Source organism: Microcoleus sp. POL10_C6 (assembly GCF_036701585.1).
In the GTDB taxonomy this organism is placed as follows: domain Bacteria; phylum Cyanobacteriota; class Cyanobacteriia; order Cyanobacteriales; family Microcoleaceae; genus Microcoleus.
The window spans coordinates 179,692-201,392 of record NZ_JAUBRB010000002.1 but is presented as its reverse complement, the minus strand read 5'-3'; the positions used below and the strand labels follow the sequence as shown (position 1 = coordinate 201,392).

Below are 21,701 nucleotides of genomic sequence, written 5' to 3'. Positions count from 1 at the left end.
AAAGCCCGATCGCCCGAAATTCCCCATCCCGACTGAAGACGGAGGCCGCGCAGAGGTACAATAGGACGATCGCATTCCCCAACTCCCACCGTGATAGAGCGCTACACTTTGCCCGAAATGGGCAACATCTGGACTGAAACCGCCAAACTCAAAAGCTGGCTGCAAGTAGAAATCGCTGTCTGCGAAGCTCAAGCCGAACTCGGCTACATCCCCGCCGCCGCAGTCGAAGAAATCAAAGCTAAGGCTAATTTTGACCCCAAACGAGTCCTCGAAATAGAAGCCGAAGTCCGCCACGACATGATCGCCTTCTTGACAAATGTCAACGAATATGTAGGCGATGCCGGCCGCTACATTCACCTCGGCTTAACCAGTTCCGACGTGCTCGATACTGCTTTGGCGCTGCAATTAGTCGCCAGCGTCAATATCTTGTTAGAACGTGTCGAAGAATTGAGTCAAGCTATTCGCTATCAGGCTCAACAGCATCGCAATACCGTCATGGTTGGCCGATCGCACGGAATTCACGCCGAACCCATCACCTTTGGCTTTAAACTAGCAGGATGGCTGGCAGAAGTCTTTCGCAACCGCGCCCGATTAGTGAATTTGCGATCGTCCATAGCAGTCGGCAAAATCTCCGGCGCAGTCGGAACCTATGCTAATATTGACCCGCGAATTGAAGCGATCGCCTGTCAAAACCTCGGACTCGAACCCGATACCGCATCGACTCAAGTCATTTCGCGCGATCGACACGCCGAATATGTCCAAACCTTAGCACTCTTAGCAGCATCGATCGAGCGTTTTGCAGTAGAAATCCGCAACCTGCAACGCACCGACGTTCTCGAAGTCGAAGAATTCTTTTCCAAAGGGCAAAAAGGCTCATCCGCCATGCCCCACAAACGCAACCCGATTCGATCGGAAAGACTCACAGGAATGGCGAGAATCGTCCGCGCCAACGCCGTCGCAGCCTTAGAAAACGTTGCACTTTGGCACGAACGAGACATCTCTCACAGTTCCGTAGAACGGATGATTTTGCCCGACAGTTCTACAGTAACTCACTTCATGTTAGTAGAAACCACAGACTTAGTAAAACACCTGCTAGTCTATCCCGAAAACATGAAGCGAAACATGAACCTTTACGGCGGAGTCATTTTCAGCCAGCGCGTGATGTTAGCCTTAGTAGAAAAAGGCACGAGTCGCGAAGACGCATACAAAATTGTGCAATCTTGTGCTCACGAAGCTTGGAACAAACCGGGCGGCAATTTCTACAATTTAATTGCTAAGGACGATCGGGTAACAGCTAAGATGACGACCAAAGAAATTGATGATTGTTTCGATCCGCAGTATCAATTGAGGCACTTAGATTTAGTGTATCAGCGCTTGGGAATTTGAGGACAATTAACAATTAAAAATGACTCAGAGAGAAAAGAGAGCGAGCGTTCTCGCGCTTGTCCCACAGTCCGCCGGGGGTTTAAACCCCCGTCTCATAGCTAAAGTCGGTTAAAACCGACTGAAAGACTCATAAAATAAAAGTTTTAGAGAAATATTTCAGTCCTCTTCAGAGGACTTTAGCTATGAGACAGGGGTTTCAACCCCTGTCGGTCTGGCGGGCTAGCAGACAACACGAAAAGCGCGAAAATTCCCCAAGATATGAAATGTAAAAACTCTATTAAATATCCACTTAACAGAGCTATGAAATTAAACCGATTTACAAAATATCTACTTGTATTCGCTCTAATATTACTATCTACAACCACACTGAATTATACAACGTCGATTCGCGCCCAGGAGCCGCCACAAGTGCAAATTACCCAAGCCGAACCAAACTCAGTAGTACCTGAAAGTATTTTCATGAGTCAACTTCCCCCTTCGGCACGACTGGTTGACATCCGCACCGTAAATCCCAACATTCGCCTCGATATCCGATACGCCACTACTAACAATTTCTTGAAACGAAAACTTTACCCTATATCGAAATGCGCCTTGAGAAGTTCTGTTGCTCAACAGTTAGGGCTAGTTCAAACAGATTTGGAAAAAATTGGATTGGGTTTGAAAGTTTACGATTGCTACAGGCCTTTCTCTGTGACTAAGCAAATGTGGCAAGCTTGGCCCGATCCGCGCTATGTTGCTAATCCTGCTAGAGGTTCGCGGCACAATCGCGGCGCTGCTATTGATTTGACTTTAGTCGATCGCACTGGCAAAGAATTAGAAATGCCTACACCTTACGATGATTTTACCGAAAAAGCTCACGGAGATTATCAAGGCGGCAGCGCCGAATCTCGGAAAAATCGTCAAGTGCTTAAGGATGCAATGAAAAAACACGGATTGATGAGTATCACAACTGAATGGTGGCACTTTGATTCGGAAGATTGGCAGAAATTTGCGATTCTTGATATCTCGCTGGGGGCTATTCCTTAATTATACTATTTATTAATAGTCGCAGATACAGGTAGGGCACGGCAGTGCCGTATCCCTACCTATATCAGGAAAATTATCGCAATTTTACCGAAAATTCGTATTCGTATCCTCGGAAATTCGAGTCTAATTGTAATGTGTAATTGCCTGTTACTGGCACTTTTCCACTCCACTCTGTTTCATTGCCTTGATAAGGATCTCCGGCTAAAAGTTTGCCGCTAGGAGTTATAATTTGCGGGAAAACATCTTTCCGATTCCTAACAGTCATTGTTTGACCTTTTCGGGCGCGAATCCGGTAAGAATGGCTGCCGCCACCAATAATTCGACCTTTGACGATCGCCTCATCTCCTCCCGGCAGAAGATTAATCTGCTGGTTGACATTAGAACAACTGCTTTCGGTGCGTCTTTTCGCAATCCAACCGGGAACTGGATCGGTAATTCGCAGCCAACCGTTTTGTTCTTCGGCAACTGAAACAAAGGTATTATTTTTAAGTTTTCCTACTATGTTGCTGCCCCTTACTTGCGGGATCGATCGCACATTTAGCGGTGGATTCGGATCGCTGACTACAGCCATACTGATTTTGCAACCCGAATCTGGGGGTGTGACAACTACTGGCTCAACTTTTGGCCCAGGGACTCCTGCAACTAGCGAGGATTGAACAGCCGGGGTTTTTGCCGGTTGGGGTGGGAATTTCGGAGATTCTGCAGCCGGGGTTTGTGCTTGCAGAGATTTTGGTTGCCGAGATTCAGGGTTGTTCGTCGGCCCTGCAATCTGGTTTCTGGTGGATGCCGGGGATTCTGCAAGGGGAAGATCGGATTGTTTCATCGCACCCGACTGTATAGTTGCAACAGCCACTCCCACCGCTGTTGCCACTCCTGCTAAGCTTACTGTGATGATTTGAGCCTTCGTAAATGACATAAAAAACCCTCTCTGTATCTATACTAATAATTTTTGTTTGGGAGTTGGGGCGATCGCCAGTTAATTTACAGTGGAAATACCTAGTGCTGCCCACAGGGTCAGGATTTTTAGATAAAATTTCAGAGCCATAATTGTCGCAATAATTTGAGTAAATATATACTGGACGCCTATACTGATGGTAATCTTGCTCTGGGTTATTTGCGCGCCAATTTGCGAAGGTAAGCGTTCAGCGCGAGGTACATAAAATGTCAAAATTGATTCCTCTAAGATTACAACCGCCTCGCGATCGATTGTTGGAGAAGGTGAAGCAGGAAGTCCAAGCAGGGCTCGCGCAGTCTTTGCACGCCGCTGTACTGGCTAACCTCAGTCAAGACTCGTCGCCAACGGGTGTTAACCGCTGTTGGGATGTGGAAGTGAAAGCGGGCAACCGTCCGAGTTTTCGGCTTCCTCCCAAAGCAAGCATGGCTAAAGTGTTCGATCGCGCCGGCGGCAAATTGGTAATTTTGGGAGCCACGGGTGCAGGCAAAACTACGACGCTGCTAGAATTAGCTCGCGTGTTAGTTTCCCGCGCCCAAAAAGATGCTAGTTTGCCAGTACCAGTGCTGTTTGAACTCGGATCGTGGAAAGCAGAATCTGGGGCGATCGCCGATTGGTTAATTGCTCAACTTCAGTTCAAATACGGCATCTCTCCTGCTGTCGGCAAAAAATGGCTGACCGAACAACAATTGCTGCCTCTCCTCGACGGCTTGGACGAAGTAGAAACCCACCGCCAAAATAGCTGCATTCAAGCAATCAATCAGTTTGTGGAAAGCGAATTTAAACCCAAACATTTAGTAGCTTGCAGCAGTTTTGAAGCTTACAAAAACTGCGAAACTAGATTTCGCCTGCAAGCAGCAGTTTTGTTGAAACCTTTAAGAGAAACTCAAATTCAAAATTATCTGCTAGAAGCCAGAAGCCGCGAACTTTGGTACAGCATTGAACACGAGCCGGAGTTGTTGAAATTGGCAAAAGTTCCCTTGCTTTTGAGCATGATGGCTCTGGCTTACGACGATATTTTAATCGAAGCTTGGAAGCGCATAACTTCTCCAGAAGAACAGCGCAAATATCTGTTAACTGCCTATATTCGCCACCAAATGACCGGGCAAGTCAAGCAGTATCCCAGAGGTAAGGAACTGCGGCCGGAACAAATTCGCCACTGGCTGGGATGGTTGGCCAGAAGGATGGAACAGCAAGGAATTCAAGAATTTTACCTCGATCGCATACCGTCTAGCTGGCTGCAAACAGCCGATGAACGGCGCAAGTATCAGTTTGGAGTTAAGCTGGTTGGCGGGCTGATTTGGGTGATTTTAGGATTAATTGCCAGCCTAGTCTCCGGGTCAATTTGGGGATTAATTGCGGGTGCTGTTGCTGCGGTAATTAGTGCTTTTTTGCCGGGAATTCCGGGGATTGAAAGTTTGATATTGCGCCTGGTGCTGTGGTCGAACGGCTACATTCCTTGGGATTACAAGCGTTTTCTCGATGCTGCGACCGATCGCCTGCTACTGCAAAAAACGGGCGATCGGCGCTATCGATTTATTCACGATTTATTGCAAAAACATTTTGCTGAAATTAGTCATTAGACAAGATAAGAAAACTCGCCCTCCCTCTTAAAATCATCTGCGTTAATCTGCGTTAATCTGCGCTTTTCTGACAATAAAACATTTATGCAATAAGCCTATTAGTTAAAAGTTTGGCGGTATTTTTGCCATCTGAAATAGCTGTTGCGCTGTAAATTCTAATCCATCAAAAAGTGTATCTATTAATAGCGTATCTCCCATATAAGTCTGCGGTGCTGCATCGGGGTAAAAAACTGTAATGCTTCTCGCCTTGCTATCTACTACCCAAACCCGCAATACCTTAGCATCTAAATAATCTCTCGCTTTAGCAGCTAACTGACCGAAAGTTTGTTCTGGGGAAATAATTTCTATGACTAATTCAGGGACTACAGGACAGGCTTCATCTTGATTCCAGTCAGGAGATAAGCGGTGGTAAGAAACATATAAAAGATCGGGTACTGGCACCCAGTCTCGCCCGTGGCGGGTTAATTTTACCGCCCATTCTACACCAATTTCTCCCCGTTCCTCACCCCACTGTTCTAGGAGTTTTATTAGGCTTCTGGTGAGGCGAGAATGAAATTTTTTAGGTGACATTTTCGGTACTGCTTGCTCGTCAATAAGTTCGTAGGTAATATCGCCTTCTCCTTCGGGAAGAGAGAGAAACTCTTCCAGAGTGAGTTGAGTTTTTGTCTGGAGCATAATATTCCTCTGCTGTGGGCAGGCAAGTTACTATTATTTTAACTTAAATATTCGTTGACATAATACAAATGTTATGATAAAGATTGGCCAAGTCTCAGGTTTTAACTGTCAAATTTGCGATCGACTCCTAGATCGACACCCCCAAAAGGTTAATATTCTAGTCTGACCCTCCTGCAATCATTGCTTAACCTCCTATGGCAGAAACCTTATTGTTCAACGCCCTCCGCGAGGCGTTAGACGAAGAAATGGCCCGCGACTCCGCCGTATTCGTACTCGGCGAAGACGTAGGTCAATACGGCGGTTCCTACAAAGTCACCAAAGACCTCTACAACAAATACGGCGAACTTAGAGTGCTCGACACCCCGATCGCCGAAAATAGCTTTACAGGCCTAGCAGTAGGCGCAGCAATGACGGGACTCCGGCCGGTCATCGAAGGCATGAACATGGGCTTTTTGCTGCTGGCCTTCAACCAAATTTCCAATAATGCCGGAATGCTGCGCTACACATCCGGCGGCAACTTCAAAATGCCGATGGTAATTCGTGGGCCTGGCGGCGTGGGCCGGCAACTCGGCGCGGAACACTCCCAGCGGTTAGAAGCATATTTCCAAGCTGTACCGGGTTTGAAAATAGTCGCCTGTTCGACTCCCTACAACGCCAAAGGACTCTTAAAATCAGCCATCCGCGACGATAACCCCGTTCTGTTTTTCGAGCACGTTCTTCTTTACAACCTCAAAGAAAATTTGCCAGAAACAGAATATTTAGTGCCGCTGGACAAAGCAGAAATTGTGCGATCGGGCAAAGATGTCACAATCGTGACTTATTCCCGGATGCGGCACCACGTCATGCAAGCCGTGCCCGCCCTGGTAAAAGAAGGTTACGATCCAGAAGTAATCGACCTAATTTCTCTCAAACCCCTGGACATGGAGACAATTGGCGAATCCATTCGCAAAACTCACAAAGTAATCATTGTAGAGGAGTGCATGAAAACAGGAGGCATTGGTGCCGAACTCATTGCTTCGATTAGCGATCGATTTTTTGACGAACTCGACGCACCGGTTTTGCGCCTGTCTTCACAAGATATTCCCACACCTTACAACGGCAATTTGGAAAGACTGACCATTGTCCAGCCCACTCAAATTGTCGAAGCCGTCCAAAAAATGGTAGCTTTGCGAGTATAAATAGTGATTAGTCAGTAGTCATTGGTTGACTGTTGACTGTTGACTGTTGACTGATGACTGTTGACTGATGACTGATGACTGATGACTAAAATCTGCCAACCGCCAACTGCCAACTGACAACTGCCAACTGACCAATGACTAATAATTAAATATGCAAAAACAACGTTCAATATTAGCCCTAATTTTTGTTTTAATCATCGCCGCTATTACTGTAATAGTAACAATTCCGACGCGGCTGGGATTAGACTTGCAAGGAGGATCGCAACTCACAATTCAGGTAAAAACTACCCCCACAATTCCCAAAATAGACCAGGGAATGTTAGAAGCTGTGCGGCGGATTGTCGAAAACCGGGTTAACGGTTTGGGAGTTTCCGAAGCATTAGTCCAAACAGTAGGAGAAGACCAAATTCTCGTGCAGTTGCCCGGAGTAAATGACCCGCAGCAAGCAGAACGAGTTTTGGGAGGCACGGCAAAGCTAGAATTTCTGGAACAACTGCCTGGAACAGAAGCACAATTAGCCATTGAAAGGCAGTTGCAGCAGGAATTGCTGGTCAAACAAGCAGAATTGAAAACCAGCCCTAATGAGGCAGCAATTAAAGAAAATCAGGCTGCTTTGAAAAGAAGCAATGAGGCGATAGCCAAACTCTTCAAAAGCACCGGCCTCGGTGGCGAAAACCTCAAAGACGCTCAACCTCAACCCTTGGCGGCTGGGAACAACTGGAATGTTGCTCTTGTTTTCGATACCAAAGGAGGCGAACTCTTTGCCCAACTAACTAAAAATTTAGCAGGTACCGGACGCAGCATCGGTATTTTCCTAGACGAAAGAATGATCAGTTCTCCAGTCGTCGGCGTTGAATTTGCCCAGGCAGGAATTACTGGTGGAAGTGCCGTAATTCAAGGCAACTTTACAACGCAAGAAGCCAACGATTTGGCAGTGCAATTGCGGGGCGGCGCTTTGCCGGTGCCTGTCGAAATTGTAGAAAACCGCACGATCGGCGCTAGCTTGGGTAAAGACAGCATTCAAAGCAGTATTAACGCAGGTATCGGCGGCTTAGTTTTAGTCTTGATTTTCATGGTTGCGTACTATCGACTCCCTGGCGTAATTGCTAATATTGCGCTGTTAATTTATGCTCTATTAACTTGGGCAGCTTTCGTGCTTTTGGGAGTGACATTAACGCTGCCGGGAATTGCTGGTTTTGTGCTCAGCATCGGGATGGCAGTGGATGCTAACGTGCTGATTTTTGAGCGCACGCGGGAAGAGTTGCGGGCGGGGAAATCGCTTTATCGATCGGTTGAATCGGGTTTTTACCGCGCTTTTTCCAGCATTTTAGACGGTAACGTCACAACAGTTATTGCTTGTGCTGCTTTGTTCTGGTTGGGTGCTGGTTTAGTTAAAGGGTTTGCTGTAACTCTAGCATTGGGCGTAGTAGTGAGTATGTTTACTGCTATTACTTGCAGCCGCACTCTGCTGTTCGTAGTATTGAGCTTTCCAGCATTGCGGAAACCTCAGTGGTTCTGTCCCGATTTGTCGAAAACTGCTAATAGTTAACTGTTGACTGTTGACTGTTGACTGTTGACTGTTGACTGTTAACTTCTTCCTTCCTTCTTACATCCGTTACATTCGTTAAGCTGAGGCGCATCTAAATTTGACAATCAAATTCGAGCAAATTCTTGTGGGGTGGGCGTCCCGCCCGCCCAAAAATACAATTTAGATGCGTAACAGCTTACACAATCCGTTGCCGAACTTCCCTCTTCCTTCAAATTATGAAATTTAGTGTAATCAAATATCGATCGCTCTGGTGGAGTATTTCCGCCGCTATAATCCTCGCAGGTATAGTGTCGATGGCGATTTCTTGGACTCGTCCCGACATCCGCGCACCACTGCGCCCCAGTTTGGACTTTATCGGTGGCACTCGGCTGCAATTTGAACTCGACTGCACGAAACCGGGAAATTGTAAACCCATCGATCTTGCTGCTGTCCGCCAAGTCCTGGACACCCAAGGTTTAGCGGGCAGTAGCATTCAAGTTATCGGCAAAGAACAGCGAGGTTTATCGCTGCGAACAAAAACTTTGGATGTCGAACAGCGGACTAATTTGCAAACAGCTTTGAGCGAAAAAATAGGGGCTTTTGCTCCTCAATCTACTCAAATTGATACGGTTGGGCCTACCCTCGGTAAACAATTATTTACTTCGGGATTGTTGGCTTTATTTCTTTCCTTTGCTGGAATTACGGTTTATCTAACATTTCGGTTTCAGTTGGATTATGCCTTTTTTGCTTTCGTTGCTCTCTTCCACGACGTGTTGGTTACTCTGGGTGTTTTCTCATTTTTGGGTTTAGTTCAAGGAGTGGAAGTTGACAGTTTATTTGTGGTCGCGCTCTTGACAATTATCGGTTTTTCTGTTAACGATACTGTGGTAATTTACGATCGCGTGCGAGAAGTAATCAAGCTAAATCCGGGACAGTCGATCGATCAAATTGTCGATGATGCTGTCATGCAGACACTGGGAAGGTCAATTAACACAACATTTACCACGCTGCTGACATTGTTTTCAATCTTTTTGTTTGGCGGCGAAACCCTCAAATACTTTGCTTTAGCTTTGATTGTCGGCTTTATTGCGGGTGCGTATTCGAGTATTTTCATTGCCAGTACGCTGCTAGCTTGGTGGCGCACTCGGACGGCCCACTCTATCCCCGTCCCAGCAGAAGGAATCAACCAGTCAGAGGAAGTTTAATTGACTGTGAACGGTTAACTGTGAACGGTTAACTGTTGACGGTTAACTGTTGACGGTTAACTGTTGACTGACTAATAATAAATAATCAATAACAAATGACAAATGACAAATGACAAATAATATCATGTCCGATCGAGCGATTAAAAGGGCGGGTTTTTGAGATTGTCAATTATTGGCAGATATTTTTCGTGAACCCGCCCCTACCGTATTAGGGGTAATCGACCGGACATAATATAACAAATAACAAATAACAAATGACTACTGACCAAACTTTTCAAATCGAAGTCCAAAGGCTTCACAAACTAACAGTTTACGGCCGCTGGTTAACAGTGATATTGCTGTGGATTAGCGTCGGTTCTTTGAGCATTTGGGGTTTGCGCCGCGAAATCGCTTTGTGGTTAGAACACTTCACTTGGGCGGCGGTGCGCTACGGTTTATCTTTTCATCGCTGGCCCACTCTCGGTTTGGGTTTGTGCTTGGGGATGACTTTAGGAGTGCTAACTTGGCAAAGTCGCAATATGGTGCGAGGATTGCCCCTGCGGGAAAAACAGGGTTTGGAACAACAAGTTCGCCGCATTCGCCAACAGGGGCCGAGTCATCCTTTGTGGAAGTGGGTTTGCAAAAATTCGCGGTAGCTGACTGGCTTTATTCTTTAGTCTCAAGCAAAAGGGACGAAAGTTTGACTCTTAAGCGGTTTCAACGGCCGATTCCCTAACTTTTATTGCTTGTTCCTTCTTCCTGACATCCGTTACATCCGTTACATCTGAAATCTTGCACCCTTCTCAATAAGCTTTTTATGAACAGGCTTTCCGGCCTGTTCCACAAAGAGTGAATTTTCTTGTGGAACAGGCCGGAAAGCCTGTTCTGGAGAATCGTACAATATCTCAGTTAAATCCGTTACATCCGTCGAGCGAATCCGTTGCCGAACTTCCTTCTGCTATATCACGCAAAGCGAGGCAAAATCTGTGCTAGGGAAGACTGTTGAAGCGGAATTTCGATCGCAAATTCTGCTCCTTTTCCTGGTTCCGAAAAGCACTTCAATGCGCCGCGGTGTTGGTTGACAACAATTTCATAGCTAATCGACAGTCCCAAACCCGTTCCTTGGCCGACCGGCTTAGTAGTAAAGAAAGGGTCAAACAACCGCTTCCGAACATCTTCTGTCATCCCAGGGCCGTTGTCATAAATTTTAATTAGTACCTTTTTTTTCTCAATTAACTCGGTGCGAATCCGAATCGTAGGAACGAGGCGGGTAGACTGAGAAAGTGATAATTGAGTCTTTGTACAAGACTGCTTTTCTTCGCCGGATTGCGACTTTTTCGCGTTTTTTTTATCAACATTTTCGTGTTTATTAGACTCAACCAGAGCGTAAATTGCATTAAGTAAAATATTCATAAATACCTGATTGAGCTGTCCGGGATAGCACTGCACCAGCGGCAAGTCGCTGTATTCTTTGTGAATTTCGATCGCCTCCTGCCCCGGTTTCCCTTTAAGCTGGCTTTGCAAAAGCATAATCGTGTTGTTGAGACCGTCGTGAATGTTGACCTGCTTCATTTCAGCTTCGTCTAATCTGCAAAAATTCCGCAGCGACAAAACGATGTCGCGCACTCTTTCTGCACCTTGCTGCATAGAATTTAAGACTTTAGGCAAGTCTTCTAGCAAATAATCGAGTTCGATTTTTTCTGCTTCCGCTTCAATTGCTGCGATGGGTTCGGGACAGTGCTGTCGGTAGATGTCGAGCATCCGCATTAAACATTGCGTGTACTCTTTAGCGTGGTGCAAATTGCTATAAATAAAGCCGATCGGATTGTTGATTTCGTGAGCTACTCCTGCTACTAACTGCCCCAAAGAAGACATTTTTTCTGTTTGAATTAGTTGAGTTTGAGTGCGCTGAAGTTCCAGCAGGGCAAGTTCGAGCTGTTGGGCTTGATGTCTCAATTGTGCTTGCGACTCGCGCATCGCCACGGTTGATAACTCGTGAATTTGCAACTGAGAAAGAAGCAGTTGGTGTACGTCTAAAAGTTTGTAACTTTCTGGTTCTACTTGTACTACAATTGGTTCGTGGATTAGTTCGGCCGATCGCTCCAAAGACTGCCGCACTGCCGTCATAATTGAGGTTTCGCGATCGAGAACCAACATATCAGTTTTAGTAAAGCGGTAGAGTATGAACAAAGGCTGTTGAGAAAATAACTCCAAGCTGTAGGGGCGGCTCATGTGTTCAAAATAACGCCGCCGCGAAATCATCCCGATAAACTTTCCTTGCTGAGTGATGATGATGCCGGGAACTAAAGGGTTTGCTTGAAAAATTTTAGCAACTTCGGCCCCCGGACACTCAGATTCTAAGAGAAAGTCGTACAGGGTTAATTCCTGTAGAGTCGATCGCAAACCAAGCGGCGATTTTAGGGGACTCAACCCGTCAGTTTCATACACTGCTCCCTCCTTTGGTAATTGGCAGTTGCGGTTGGCTGCTGGAGTCTTGCCTACTATTTAGAAGGTTTTTTCAACTCTTTTTATAGCTTAGTCATCAACTTCTCTCTGCTCCCTCGAATCCAGTTAATTCAGCAGGATTTTTTTTCCTTAAATCGTGCTGGTGTCCCCCGAAACGATATTGCAGGTTAGATTGATTTAACAGCAGACACCCCTTTGAAACCTGACTATGTAGTAAATTTTATATATCCAAGATTTTAGTAATCCGAATATAACAGTCATAACTATTTTTAATGTTTGATGACATTAATTTGGTTCAGATGGATAAACATCTGCGACCTGTGGCAGTACATTTCGTATTACCCCTTGCGTAAAATTATATTACAATAAGACAAGAATAGCGACAAATCGGCTGCCGATCGCGCGATTTTAAAATTCAGGCAAAACAGGTTTCCGGCAATTGCTAATAAATCTCAATTGTCAGTTTTTTGCACAAATTGCCGATCGCACTCAACCTGGGGATTGTATTGTAGGTTGTCTCCGAGCCAGGGAAAGCCGATGGCGAGCAATTTGTCAAGTTGGGCAGCTTATAGTTTAGCCGCATCGACGCTCCAAAGCTTCACCGACGAAATTTTTCCCGGCAGATGCTTAAGTTGTGCGATCGCAACTAAAACTCATGCTCCACACATCCGCTTGATGTTCCTTAAAAATTTGCAGAAAAGTACCGTCTGGCTGCCAACTTGATATTTAAATTCTCTCGCTGGAAAATCCGAGACGGAGAATCAAGAGGAAGCAGAAGGAAATAATTGTATTTTACCCGACTTTTCTCCAACCTCCACTTCACTTTGAGGAAGTTGGTTTGGTTGCGATAATCTTTCGATCATTATTACTTCTCCTCCCCCTTGATTTTAGGCAATTCTCATTAGAAACTCTAAGATGTTGATTTGAGGAACCTCCGGGGGTGGGGTTTGGTTGGGCGATCGCACTGAGCTAAATTGAAATGACATTTGAGGAAAGTAAGCGACGGTTTCCATGTGCGGTTTCCCGAATTAGAGGTGGTAATTGTATACACGGCGGCACGATCGTACTTTCAGTACAATGTCACTATTTCAACCGGTACACCTGTTGAGTCTGAGTCTGTGAGAGTGTGAAAGTCGCTCTCATCCTTTGGCTATCTGAATTGGAGGTTTTTCAAGGGTGGGGCGACGCGAGGACCAGAAGCAGACAGTTAACTAAACTGCACAAGGAGAGAGGGACAGATGGGATAAGCCCAGAAGCGAGAGAGTGAGAGAATTTTCATCATCATACCTTCATAAAATCACGACAGCAGCACCAAGATCACCCAAAAGAATGATTGATTCAAAAAAAGTTGCGTGTTATATTTAAATATAATTCTATACAAAAATACTTTTACCTAAAAGGAGAACAAAAAATGGACACACCTACAGATCGCGAACAAGAACCTGTCGGGACAAGAGAACTCGAATCAATACCTGTATCTGAAAAAGTTTCTGCCCAAAAAGTTACTGAGGTTAATTTTGAAACGACTCCTTTAGAAACCCCTGCTTATACTCAGCAAAAAGTTAGCGTCGAGGAGGTGAAAATTAACGGCGACGATTTGGTTGCTAAAGTTAAAGAACTGATTCACGAAGGAAATATCCGACGCATAATTATCAAAAATGAAGAGGGGCGGATCTTGGTAGAAGTTCCTCTGACAGTGGGAGTAGTCGGTGGAGTGATTGGTGCCGCCTTATTTCCAGTCATTGCAGCAGTGGGAGCGATAGGTGCATTAGTCGCTCACATGACCATCATCATTGAAAGAACAGAATAAAAAAAATTCAGTTGTTAGTAAGGCTCCTGTCCGGTTAATTTCCCGTAATCAAGCTTCTTGGTAGTGAGTACGACTATCCTCTCTTGATAGATGAGAAAAAACTTGTCTTTATTACTAAAAACTTAATTGTGGTTATCTAACCGGACTTAAACACATTTCAAGCACAAACTGGCTTTATAAACATAGCAATCATTGCAGGAGTCGTAAAAAAAATTACGACTCCTGCAATGATTGCTATCTGCTTGCACAGTAAGCATTATAAATAACTCATTTAGCCGATATTCTTTGTTGAAGTATGGCTAATTCTATGCCTTTGGGGACTTGGGAATCACTCTAAGGGTAGAGCCTGGTTAATACCTTAACGAGTTACATTGGATACATATGAAGGAAAAACCAAAAGTTCTCTAAACTCCCTAAGCTAAAAGCTGTTAAGCATTTAAACTCATGAACCCAACACCCAACGCTTACACCTGAATCTTGACAGTAAATCAAAATAAGTGATTTAAATGCTCAACAGCTTAGCTCAAGTTTTCCAACCAGAGCATCTCCTACAGACAAATATTTTTTGAATAGTTGTGGCGAAGATAATTATGAAACCTAACGAAGAAAATAGTTCGAGCCGTGAAATTCATGAAGAAGTTCACACCGATGCAACTAACGGTCACGTCAGTACAACGCGAACCACTACAAATGTTCCGAGTACAACTGCGAAGGCTTCTAAAGAAGCAGCTCATCATCAAGGTTATGTACAGGGTGAAATGGCGGAAAACCACCGCCAACTTGGAGTCCAAGAAGTCCGCGATAACGAGAATGCTGGTCGCGGGTTACTGTTAGGAATTCTTCTTGCTTCTTTGGTAGGCTTAGTTCTCGGCAGTGTATATTACTTCAATCGGGGTGAGGAGGCTCCTACTCCTACCGCTGCTCCTGTGATTGTTGTACCGAAAGCGAATCAGCCTTCAGCAACACCAGCTCCGACTCGGACTATAGAGAGAGAAAAAACGATCATTGAAAGGGTTGTTCCGGTTCAACCATCTCCAGTTCAAAAGGCTACGCCTGCTCCTCAACCAAGTCCAGCTCAAAACGCAACTCCGACTTCTCAACCAAGTCCGGCTCCCAATATCAATATTACAATTCCAAATTCACAGCAGCAAGATGCACCCGCTCAGCAAGCAGCGCCGTCTCCATCTTCGCCGTCAAATAATACCAATACTACGGTTCCGAATTCGCAGACGGAGCCAGATTCCACTCCACCAACTCCAGCACCTGAGAGTTCAGCTACTCCATCTCCAACTCAAGATGATGGTGCTTCTGGAGCAGGTACCAGCGGCGAAACTAATACCGAAAGCCAGAGCGATTCTAATCCTAGAGATACGGCGGTACCTGATAGCAACTCCGGCGCAGAGGGTACGGCTGGTTCACCGCAATAAAAATTTGATGGCGAATTAGTCCGCCAGGGGTTCAAACCCCTGACTCATAGCTAAAGTCCTTTAAAGCTGATATCTGGCACCATTCTCAAGAACAGGCTTTCCGGCCTGTTCCACAAAGAGTATATTTTCTTGTGGAACAGGCCGGAAAGCCTGTTCATAAAAGGCTAATTCAGAATAGTGCAATATCTCAGTTCAAGAGGACTTTTTTAGGGTTTAAACTGAGATATTGCACCATTCTTAATAATCTTTTTTTTTGCGGGTTCTCCTACCCAACCCCTACTCCCCACAAGAAAACTCATTCTTTGTGGAACGGGCCCCAGAGCCCGTTATTGAGAATGGTGCAACATCTCAGACTAACCGGACATTGTGGCTGAACTCAAGACACCAGGTTTCTGCGATGGAAAACGTTTTAAGATTATGCCAACCTATCCTAAGAAACTGTTTGGTGAACTAATTTAACTTTCCCTAAAGCCGTCTTTCTGCTATCAAAGAGTTTCATCACGCCGGAGGAGATGGTCTCGATGACATCAGGAGCGCAGTAAGAGAGAAACTCTTCCGAGGAAGTAGGATCTGCAAAAAACTCTTGAGCTTTCTTCAAAAAGTTTTCTGTTTCAGCAAAGCCGATAGATTTGATAATAAACGTAGAAACGGGGGAGTTTTTAATATCATAGCGCGATTCTTGATTGCGTCCTATTTCTAGCAGGTCTAACACTTCTCTTTGCAACTGACTGTCTAAGGGGTAGGCGCTCTGTCTGTTGGGCAAGTAATCCTCCAAAACCGAGGTTTTAAATCCTGGTGTACGCAATTCTCCCATCATAGTTGAAAGCGGAATATCACGCCCCAAACGGTAGGAAAGAGCTTCTAAAATGGCGATAGTAATTAGCTTTACCCCCAGATAAAGTTTAGCAACTTCGATATTTTTGCGAGTTCGGGCAACCAGGTTAGCGTAGGTTTCATCGTCGGGCTCTTGCATAAACTGCTGGAAAACCAGTTCGGGTTTGAGGAAGTTCAAAAATCCTTCCATTTTTTGCAGAGACCTGCGATATCCGGCAACAGTATAGGAATTAACATTTGTCAATTCGTGGTTGGTTTCTGGCATCAAATTCCAGGTATTGTCTAAGAAATTAGAGGAATTTCGAGAGGCAAAATTCTCGACATCTCTATTTGCTAACCTGACAGCACGCTTGACAAGTTCTACAATTTCTGCAGGGTTCCATCCCAAGTTAAAATCGCCATTTATACTTACCAAACGCTCGTGCAAAAGTTCGATCGCGCTCAAACCGCTGGGCGCAACCGGACGAAAAGGAATAGTAGCTTCGATGCAAGCTGTTATCTCAGCGATCGTACTAGCTGGCAAAAAAGGCTCCAAAGATTTGGCAGCAATAACGGCACTCAAAAATTCGTTTTGGCCGCCAAACGGAGAGAGAGTCTTGCCGGGAATAAACCCAAATACTGAGGCCACTAGCTGATACATGGCATCGTCGGGCAGTTCGGTTTCATCTCTAATAACTAACTGCGATCGCACCTCTTTGACAAAAGGACAAAGGGCGCTGCTAATGTTGAAACTAACGCCCTGATCGACTTGCACGTACACGAGGTCGTGAAACAGCGCAGCCAGCACCTCGATCGGATCGACTGACCCCCCGACCTCAAAAATGTGTTCCGACGTGTGAAAGTAGCGCCAAGGCCCTCTCATCGTTTGAATAATTAGCTCAGCTATCTGCTCCAGCTTTGGAATGTCTACTCTGCCTCCCAATTGCTCGATCGAGCTTACCAAGCAATCCAAGCACCGTTTTTGTTCTGCCAAAAGCTCCATTTACACACCTCCAGTGCATTCCCTGATTGTCTTGCGCTTGATTGAATGGTATCAAAACGCGCTGCGATCGTGCCATAATTCGTCACTCAAAAATTTCAAATTTTATGGTGAAACAGGGAGAGGGGGCGAAGGAAAGAGAAAGAGGGAGGAAGAGCGAGGGAGAGCGAGGGAAAGCGAGAGCGGGAAATTAAATATTAAAAATTCGGCCGTTGTGGAGATTCGGGCAACTTGGGCGATCGGTATCATAAATTACAGTAAAAATGATAAAAAGTGGGTAAAAACTTGATGAATTTTTGATGAAATTATGAGGGATTTTTGACAAAAGCTGTGGGTGGGTGTCCTTGACACCAGCATCAAACTGCGGTGGTATAAATACTGCGTCCGGCCTCAGAATAAGATTCCTAGACTTGCTGATAAACCTCTTGATATTTGCGCTGATACACTTGAGTTGATTAGCTTTCGGGCAGTTGGCCTAAAGCTTCCTCGATCGCCACTTTAACTGCTGCCTTGGTTTGCTGTCGCATCCCCAATCTAACACTAACAGAACTTACACAACTGTCACAAGTTATCCTGACACCATGCACCAAAAAATCAGACAATAAACATGGGAACATTGGGGCATTTCAGTTGCTCAATTAAATACTTGGACAACATCAATCGAGCTTCAATACCCCCTTAATCCCTTCGTCCCCCTCTGCTGCGACTTCGTATGTTTAGAAGCAATTTAAATCGCCGAATCAACTGTTAGATCCCCAACTTTTTTAAGAAGTCGGGGATCGGGGGATTGTGTCTTTTGAGCCGCTGTTTACTGCATTCGATCGATCGTCCGATACTGCACCGCCTCCGCCACATGATTCGTTTTCAAGCTTTCATCCCCCGACAAATCAGCAATAGTTCTAGCAACCTTCAAAATGCGATCGCTAGCCCTCGCTGAAAGCCCCAACTTCCGAATCGCCATCTCCAATAAATTCCGAGAAGCATCATCCAACTGACACCATTGGTTAATATGGCTGCTTTGCATTTCCGCATTACAGCGCAAACTAGATTCCGACTGAAAACGGCGAGTTGCGAGTTCTCGCGCCCGCTGCACCCTCACCCGCACCGGTTCCGACTCTTCCCCCGTCGGCTGTCGCGTAATTTCCTCGGGTTTCAAACGATTAACCGCCACTTGTAAATCGATCCGATCCATCAAAGGCCCCGACAGTTTTGCCCAATATTGCTCCCTCTTTTGCGGCGAACAAGTACACTGTTGAATAGAATCCCCGTAATAACCGCAAGCGCAAGGATTCGTACTTGCAACTAAAGTGAATTGAGCCGGAAACATCACCGATTGTCTAGTTCGAGAAATCGTCACATAACCATCTTCCAGCGGTTGTCGCAAAAACTCCAAAACATCTCTTTTAAACTCAGTTAATTCATCCAGAAAAAGAATGCCGCGATGTGCTAAAGAAATTTCACCCGGACGCGGGAAACTGCCGCCACCTACCAAAGAAGGGCCGGATGCTGAATGGTGAGGACTGCGAAAAGGTCGATCGCCCACCAAGCTTCCCTTATCCTTCAACAACCCCGCCACCGAATGAATCTGAGTTACATCCAAAGCTTCATCAAAAGTCAGCGGCGGCAAAATACCCGGCAAACGCCTCGCCAACATCGTCTTACCGCTCCCTGGCGGCCCCACAAAAATTAAATTGTGTCCCCCCGCCGCCGCAATTTCCAAAGCCCGCCGCGCGTGAATTTGCCCCTTTACATCCTTTAAATCTAGACCCGGAAACCGCGTTTTTGCTAACTCTTCTCGACCGTTTACTTCTACAGGCGAATAAACTTGAGGATTGTTCAAAAAATCAGTAACTGCAAAAATATTCTCAAAACCATAAACAGATATTCCGTGCACCAAAGCCGCTTCCTGCGCGTTACCAGCCGGTACAACTAATCCTGAAATACCCATTTTTTGAGCAGCAGCGGCGATCGGCAAAACCCCAGCCACAGGCCGCAAACTCCCATCTAAAGAAAGTTCCCCTAAAAACAAATAATCTCCCAAAAGTTCAGCGCTGACTTGTTCCGATGCTGCTAAAATGCCAATGGCGATCGGCAAATCAAAACTCGGCCCTTCCTTCCGCAAATCTGCCGGTGTCAAATTAATCACAATACTCCGCATCGGAAAACCATATCCCGAATTTTTTAGCGTAGCCTTAACCCTTTCTTTAGCTTCTTGCACCGCAGAATCGGGCAATCCCACAACCACAATTTTCGGTAGCCCCCCTGACACATCAGCCTCAACACCCACCTTTACCGCGTCAATTCCAACGATCGATGCACTCCAAACCCTAGCAAGCATTTTTCTTTATCCTTAATTTGCCTGTCCTTGATTCATCATCTATTATGATTAACAATGACTAATGAATATCGGGAGAGGCAAGAAAAACTTTTCCTTGCCTCTTCTTTTTCTCCTCTTCCCTCTCTCCTGCTGAGTCTTCCCTCTTCCCTCTTCCCGACATCCGTTACATCCGTTACACAATCCGTTGCCGAACTTCGTTAACACCCATGACAACTCAAGAAACGCTTTTCAGCAAAATCATCCGCAAAGAGATTCCCGCAGACATCGTTTATGAAGACGACTTGGCCCTCGCGTTCCGAGATATCCATCCGCAAGCACCCGTCCACATCCTCGTCATTCCCAAACAGCCTATTGCCAAATTAGCCGATGCCGAGTCAGAAGATCATGCTCTCATGGGGCACTTGCTGCTGACTGTCAAGCGGGTAGCAGAACAACTCGGACTTAGCAACGGCTATCGCGTCGTCATTAATAGCGGCAGCGACGGCGGCCAAACTGTAGACCACCTGCACCTTCACATTCTCGGCGGTCGGCAGATGAACTGGCCCCCAGGCTAAATCCTAATTTTTACCCCGAACTTGCGGACTCATCCTCAGAAACCCGGTTGATTTCTATTGCCAAGCGCCTCAGAAACCGGGTTTCTTTTTTCGTCAATAAACCCGGTTGATTGGAGATTATTGAGAAGGCAGCCCGCACTAGAAACCCGGTTTTCACTATTCTCCAGATAAAAATTTTCCCTCGCAGAATCCACAGGGTATATGTGAATAAATATTAAAAATTCTCTACCCCAGACGTAATTAAGAGATATTTAAACAGAAAGAGAATCGACCTGAACAAAAATAACTTGCTAAAACTGCTGAACCCATCTACAGCTAATAGATGCAGTTCTTCAGGTCGCTATATTTAACCTGTTATGTGGGTAATATTGCTTTGTAAAAAACTACAAATATTTACCAATAATCCAGTTTTTGTAAAAGTTTGTAAAATGTTTAAATTGTCAGCAGAAATCCCTTGGCAAACTTTAGTGAATGGTGTTACTAATATAAGCGTGGGGCATCCCCACAACGAACTTTGAAAATTCAATTAAGCCATCATAAACCAAATGACAACAACCGTACAGCGTCGCGAAAGCGGCAACGTTTGGGAACGCTTTTGTGAATGGGTCACAAGCACTGAAAACCGGATTTACATCGGTTGGTTCGGCGTCTTGATGATTCCCACCTTGCTCAGCGCCACCATCTGCTACATCATCGCCTTCATCGCTGCTCCTCCAGTGGACATCGACGGCATCCGCGAACCAGTTGCAGGTTCCTTGATGTACGGCAACAACATCATTACTGGTGCTGTTGTTCCTTCATCGAATGCGATCGGGCTTCACTTCTATCCCATCTGGGAAGCAGCTTCCCTCGATGAATGGTTGTACAACGGCGGCCCCTACCAATTGGTAGTATTTCACTTCCTGATTGGCATTTTCTGCTACATGGGTCGTGAATGGGAACTGTCCTACCGCTTAGGTATGCGTCCTTGGATCTGCGTCGCTTACTCTGCACCAGTTGCAGCAGCAACCGCAGTATTCTTGATTTACCCGATCGGACAAGGCAGCTTTTCTGACGGTATGCCCTTGGGTATCTCCGGCACATTCAACTTCATGATCGTGTTCCAAGCTGAGCACAACATCCTGATGCACCCCTTCCATATGTTGGGAGTAGCTGGTGTCTTCGGCGGTGCTCTGTTCTCCGCCATGCACGGTTCATTGGTAACATCTTCTTTGGTTCGCGAAACAACCGAAACTGAATCTTTGAACTACGGTTACAAATTCGGTCAAGAAGAAGAAACCTACAACATCGTGGCAGCCCACGGCTACTTCGGTCGTTTGATTTTCCAATACGCTAGCTTTAACAACAGCCGTTCTTTGCACTTCTTGTTAGGTGCATGGCCAGTTGTCGGTATCTGGTTTACCGCTTTGGGTATCTCCACGATGGCTTTCAACTTGAACGGTTTCAACTTCAACCAATCGATTATCGACTCTCAAGGTCGCGTCATCAACACTTGGGCTGATGTCATCAACCGCGCTAACCTGGGTATGGAAGTAATGCACGAGCGCAACGCTCACAACTTCCCCCTCGACTTGGCCGCCGGTGAAACAACTCCCGTAGCTTTGGTTGCTCCTTCCATCAACGGCTAAATTTAGCTTTTGATTAACAAAAAGCGCTCCTAGAAATAGGGGCGCTTTTTGTTTTGGCAACTAGAATTTGAGAGATTTCCTTCTGTTAAATTCGTTAGATCCGTTAAATCTCATACACTGCGCCTTGCCGAACTTCCCGATCGATCTGATATA

The 21,701-nt window shown here is 45.7% G+C and carries 19 protein-coding genes; 12 read left to right on the top strand and 7 right to left on the bottom strand.

What is annotated here, in order from left to right; genetic code table 11:
- Window positions 1-90 precede the first annotated feature (90 nt).
- Together purB and QUA34_RS02035 are read left to right on the top strand one after the other, a co-directional pair.
- Window positions 91-1,386, top strand: coding sequence for an adenylosuccinate lyase (purB, locus tag QUA34_RS02040; RefSeq protein ID WP_333383692.1), 1,296 nt, complete (start codon window positions 91-93; stop codon window positions 1,384-1,386).
- 300 nt (window positions 1,387-1,686) lie between these two features.
- The gene (locus tag QUA34_RS02035) at window positions 1,687-2,412 is read left to right on the top strand and encodes a M15 family metallopeptidase (RefSeq protein ID WP_333383689.1); all 726 of its coding nucleotides are present in this window, start codon (window positions 1,687-1,689) and stop codon (window positions 2,410-2,412) included.
- Window positions 2,413-2,485: 73 nt separating this feature from the next.
- Here the strand turns inward: QUA34_RS02035 and QUA34_RS02030 are convergent, their stop codons facing one another.
- The gene (locus QUA34_RS02030) at window positions 2,486-3,328 is read right to left on the bottom strand and encodes an SH3 domain-containing protein (RefSeq protein WP_333383686.1); all 843 of its coding nucleotides are present in this window, start codon (window positions 3,326-3,328) and stop codon (window positions 2,486-2,488) included.
- 245 nt (window positions 3,329-3,573) lie between these two features.
- On the opposite strand from QUA34_RS02030, the gene QUA34_RS02025 reads away from it, so the two are divergent.
- Window positions 3,574-4,947: an NACHT domain-containing protein gene (locus QUA34_RS02025; protein WP_333383683.1), complete on the top strand. Its 1,374-nt coding sequence runs from the start codon at window positions 3,574-3,576 to the stop codon at window positions 4,945-4,947.
- Between the two features lie 102 nt (window positions 4,948-5,049).
- Here the strand turns inward: QUA34_RS02025 and QUA34_RS02020 are convergent, their stop codons facing one another.
- Window positions 5,050-5,622 carry a Uma2 family endonuclease gene (locus tag QUA34_RS02020; protein ID WP_333383680.1) on the bottom strand — a complete coding sequence of 191 codons (573 nt, stop codon included), beginning with the start codon at window positions 5,620-5,622 and terminating at the stop codon, window positions 5,050-5,052.
- A 194-nt stretch (window positions 5,623-5,816) separates the two neighbouring features.
- On the opposite strand from QUA34_RS02020, the gene QUA34_RS02015 reads away from it, so the two are divergent.
- From QUA34_RS02015 to QUA34_RS02000, 4 genes are all read left to right on the top strand, one after another.
- Window positions 5,817-6,800 (top strand): alpha-ketoacid dehydrogenase subunit beta, encoded by a 984-nt coding sequence (locus tag QUA34_RS02015; RefSeq protein ID WP_333327202.1) that lies wholly within the window; start codon window positions 5,817-5,819, stop codon window positions 6,798-6,800.
- 151 nt (window positions 6,801-6,951) lie between these two features.
- Complete coding sequence (gene secD, locus QUA34_RS02010) at window positions 6,952-8,349, top strand: protein translocase subunit SecD (protein WP_333383678.1); 1,398 nt, start codon at window positions 6,952-6,954, stop codon at window positions 8,347-8,349.
- Between the two features lie 215 nt (window positions 8,350-8,564).
- Complete coding sequence (secF, locus tag QUA34_RS02005) at window positions 8,565-9,533, top strand: protein translocase subunit SecF (RefSeq protein ID WP_333383675.1); 969 nt, start codon at window positions 8,565-8,567, stop codon at window positions 9,531-9,533.
- Window positions 9,534-9,787: 254 nt separating this feature from the next.
- The gene (locus QUA34_RS02000; RefSeq protein WP_333383671.1) at window positions 9,788-10,168 is read left to right on the top strand and encodes a hypothetical protein; all 381 of its coding nucleotides are present in this window, start codon (window positions 9,788-9,790) and stop codon (window positions 10,166-10,168) included.
- A gap of 307 nt (window positions 10,169-10,475) precedes the next feature.
- Here the strand turns inward: QUA34_RS02000 and QUA34_RS01995 are convergent, their stop codons facing one another.
- Entirely contained in the window at window positions 10,476-11,960 is a 1,485-nt protein-coding gene (locus QUA34_RS01995) for an ATP-binding protein (RefSeq protein ID WP_333383668.1), read from the bottom strand.
- 555 nt (window positions 11,961-12,515) lie between these two features.
- Here QUA34_RS01995 and QUA34_RS01990 point away from each other — a divergent pair.
- Entirely contained in the window at window positions 12,516-12,701 is a 186-nt protein-coding gene (locus QUA34_RS01990; RefSeq protein WP_333383664.1) for a hypothetical protein, read from the top strand.
- 164 nt (window positions 12,702-12,865) lie between these two features.
- Here the strand turns inward: QUA34_RS01990 and QUA34_RS01985 are convergent, their stop codons facing one another.
- Entirely contained in the window at window positions 12,866-12,991 is a 126-nt protein-coding gene (locus QUA34_RS01985; RefSeq protein WP_333169341.1) for a hypothetical protein, read from the bottom strand.
- A 398-nt stretch (window positions 12,992-13,389) separates the two neighbouring features.
- Between QUA34_RS01985 and QUA34_RS01980 the strand changes: the two genes are divergently transcribed.
- Together QUA34_RS01980 and QUA34_RS01975 are read left to right on the top strand one after the other, a co-directional pair.
- Window positions 13,390-13,788 (top strand): DUF4342 domain-containing protein, encoded by a 399-nt coding sequence (locus tag QUA34_RS01980; RefSeq protein WP_015175606.1) that lies wholly within the window; start codon window positions 13,390-13,392, stop codon window positions 13,786-13,788.
- Window positions 13,789-14,378: 590 nt separating this feature from the next.
- Entirely contained in the window at window positions 14,379-15,215 is an 837-nt protein-coding gene (locus QUA34_RS01975) for a hypothetical protein (protein ID WP_333383661.1), read from the top strand.
- A gap of 430 nt (window positions 15,216-15,645) precedes the next feature.
- Here QUA34_RS01975 and QUA34_RS01970 read toward each other — a convergent pair whose 3' ends face one another.
- The 3 genes from QUA34_RS01970 to QUA34_RS01960 form a co-directional block, all read right to left on the bottom strand.
- A complete protein-coding gene (locus tag QUA34_RS01970) occupies window positions 15,646-17,031 on the bottom strand; it encodes a hypothetical protein (RefSeq protein WP_333327188.1) in 1,386 nt (461 codons plus the stop codon).
- 452 nt (window positions 17,032-17,483) lie between these two features.
- Complete coding sequence (locus QUA34_RS01965; protein ID WP_333383657.1) at window positions 17,484-17,645, bottom strand: hypothetical protein; 162 nt, start codon at window positions 17,643-17,645, stop codon at window positions 17,484-17,486.
- Between the two features lie 191 nt (window positions 17,646-17,836).
- Window positions 17,837-19,366, bottom strand: a complete 1,530-nt coding sequence (locus QUA34_RS01960; protein ID WP_333327184.1) for a YifB family Mg chelatase-like AAA ATPase — start codon at window positions 19,364-19,366, stop codon at window positions 17,837-17,839.
- Between the two features lie 206 nt (window positions 19,367-19,572).
- On the opposite strand from QUA34_RS01960, the gene QUA34_RS01955 reads away from it, so the two are divergent.
- Window positions 19,573-19,920 carry a histidine triad nucleotide-binding protein gene (locus tag QUA34_RS01955; RefSeq protein WP_333071428.1) on the top strand — a complete coding sequence of 116 codons (348 nt, stop codon included), beginning with the start codon at window positions 19,573-19,575 and terminating at the stop codon, window positions 19,918-19,920.
- Between the two features lie 545 nt (window positions 19,921-20,465).
- Window positions 20,466-21,548, top strand: coding sequence for a photosystem II q(b) protein (gene psbA, locus QUA34_RS01950; RefSeq protein ID WP_333327182.1), 1,083 nt, complete (start codon window positions 20,466-20,468; stop codon window positions 21,546-21,548).
- Window positions 21,549-21,701: the final 153 nt, after the last annotated feature.

Coding starts and splice junctions, on each gene's coding strand:
- QUA34_RS02035 (WP_333383689.1), top strand. CDS start 1,687: ATGAAATTAAACCGATTTACAAAATATCTACTTGTATTCGCTCTAATA.
- QUA34_RS02030 (WP_333383686.1), bottom strand. CDS start 3,328: ATGTCATTTACGAAGGCTCAAATCATCACAGTAAGCTTAGCAGGAGTG.
- QUA34_RS02025 (WP_333383683.1), top strand. CDS start 3,574: ATGTCAAAATTGATTCCTCTAAGATTACAACCGCCTCGCGATCGATTG.
- QUA34_RS02020 (WP_333383680.1), bottom strand. CDS start 5,622: ATGCTCCAGACAAAAACTCAACTCACTCTGGAAGAGTTTCTCTCTCTT.
- QUA34_RS02015 (WP_333327202.1), top strand. CDS start 5,817: ATGGCAGAAACCTTATTGTTCAACGCCCTCCGCGAGGCGTTAGACGAA.
- secD (WP_333383678.1), top strand. CDS start 6,952: ATGCAAAAACAACGTTCAATATTAGCCCTAATTTTTGTTTTAATCATC.
- secF (WP_333383675.1), top strand. CDS start 8,565: ATGAAATTTAGTGTAATCAAATATCGATCGCTCTGGTGGAGTATTTCC.
- QUA34_RS02000 (WP_333383671.1), top strand. CDS start 9,788: ATGACTACTGACCAAACTTTTCAAATCGAAGTCCAAAGGCTTCACAAA.
- QUA34_RS01990 (WP_333383664.1), top strand. CDS start 12,516: ATGGCGAGCAATTTGTCAAGTTGGGCAGCTTATAGTTTAGCCGCATCG.
- QUA34_RS01985 (WP_333169341.1), bottom strand. CDS start 12,991: ATGGAAACCGTCGCTTACTTTCCTCAAATGTCATTTCAATTTAGCTCA.
- QUA34_RS01980 (WP_015175606.1), top strand. CDS start 13,390: ATGGACACACCTACAGATCGCGAACAAGAACCTGTCGGGACAAGAGAA.
- QUA34_RS01975 (WP_333383661.1), top strand. CDS start 14,379: ATGAAACCTAACGAAGAAAATAGTTCGAGCCGTGAAATTCATGAAGAA.
- QUA34_RS01970 (WP_333327188.1), bottom strand. CDS start 17,031: ATGGAGCTTTTGGCAGAACAAAAACGGTGCTTGGATTGCTTGGTAAGC.
- QUA34_RS01965 (WP_333383657.1), bottom strand. CDS start 17,645: ATGTTCCCATGTTTATTGTCTGATTTTTTGGTGCATGGTGTCAGGATA.
- QUA34_RS01960 (WP_333327184.1), bottom strand. CDS start 19,366: ATGCTTGCTAGGGTTTGGAGTGCATCGATCGTTGGAATTGACGCGGTA.
- QUA34_RS01955 (WP_333071428.1), top strand. CDS start 19,573: ATGACAACTCAAGAAACGCTTTTCAGCAAAATCATCCGCAAAGAGATT.
- psbA (WP_333327182.1), top strand. CDS start 20,466: ATGACAACAACCGTACAGCGTCGCGAAAGCGGCAACGTTTGGGAACGC.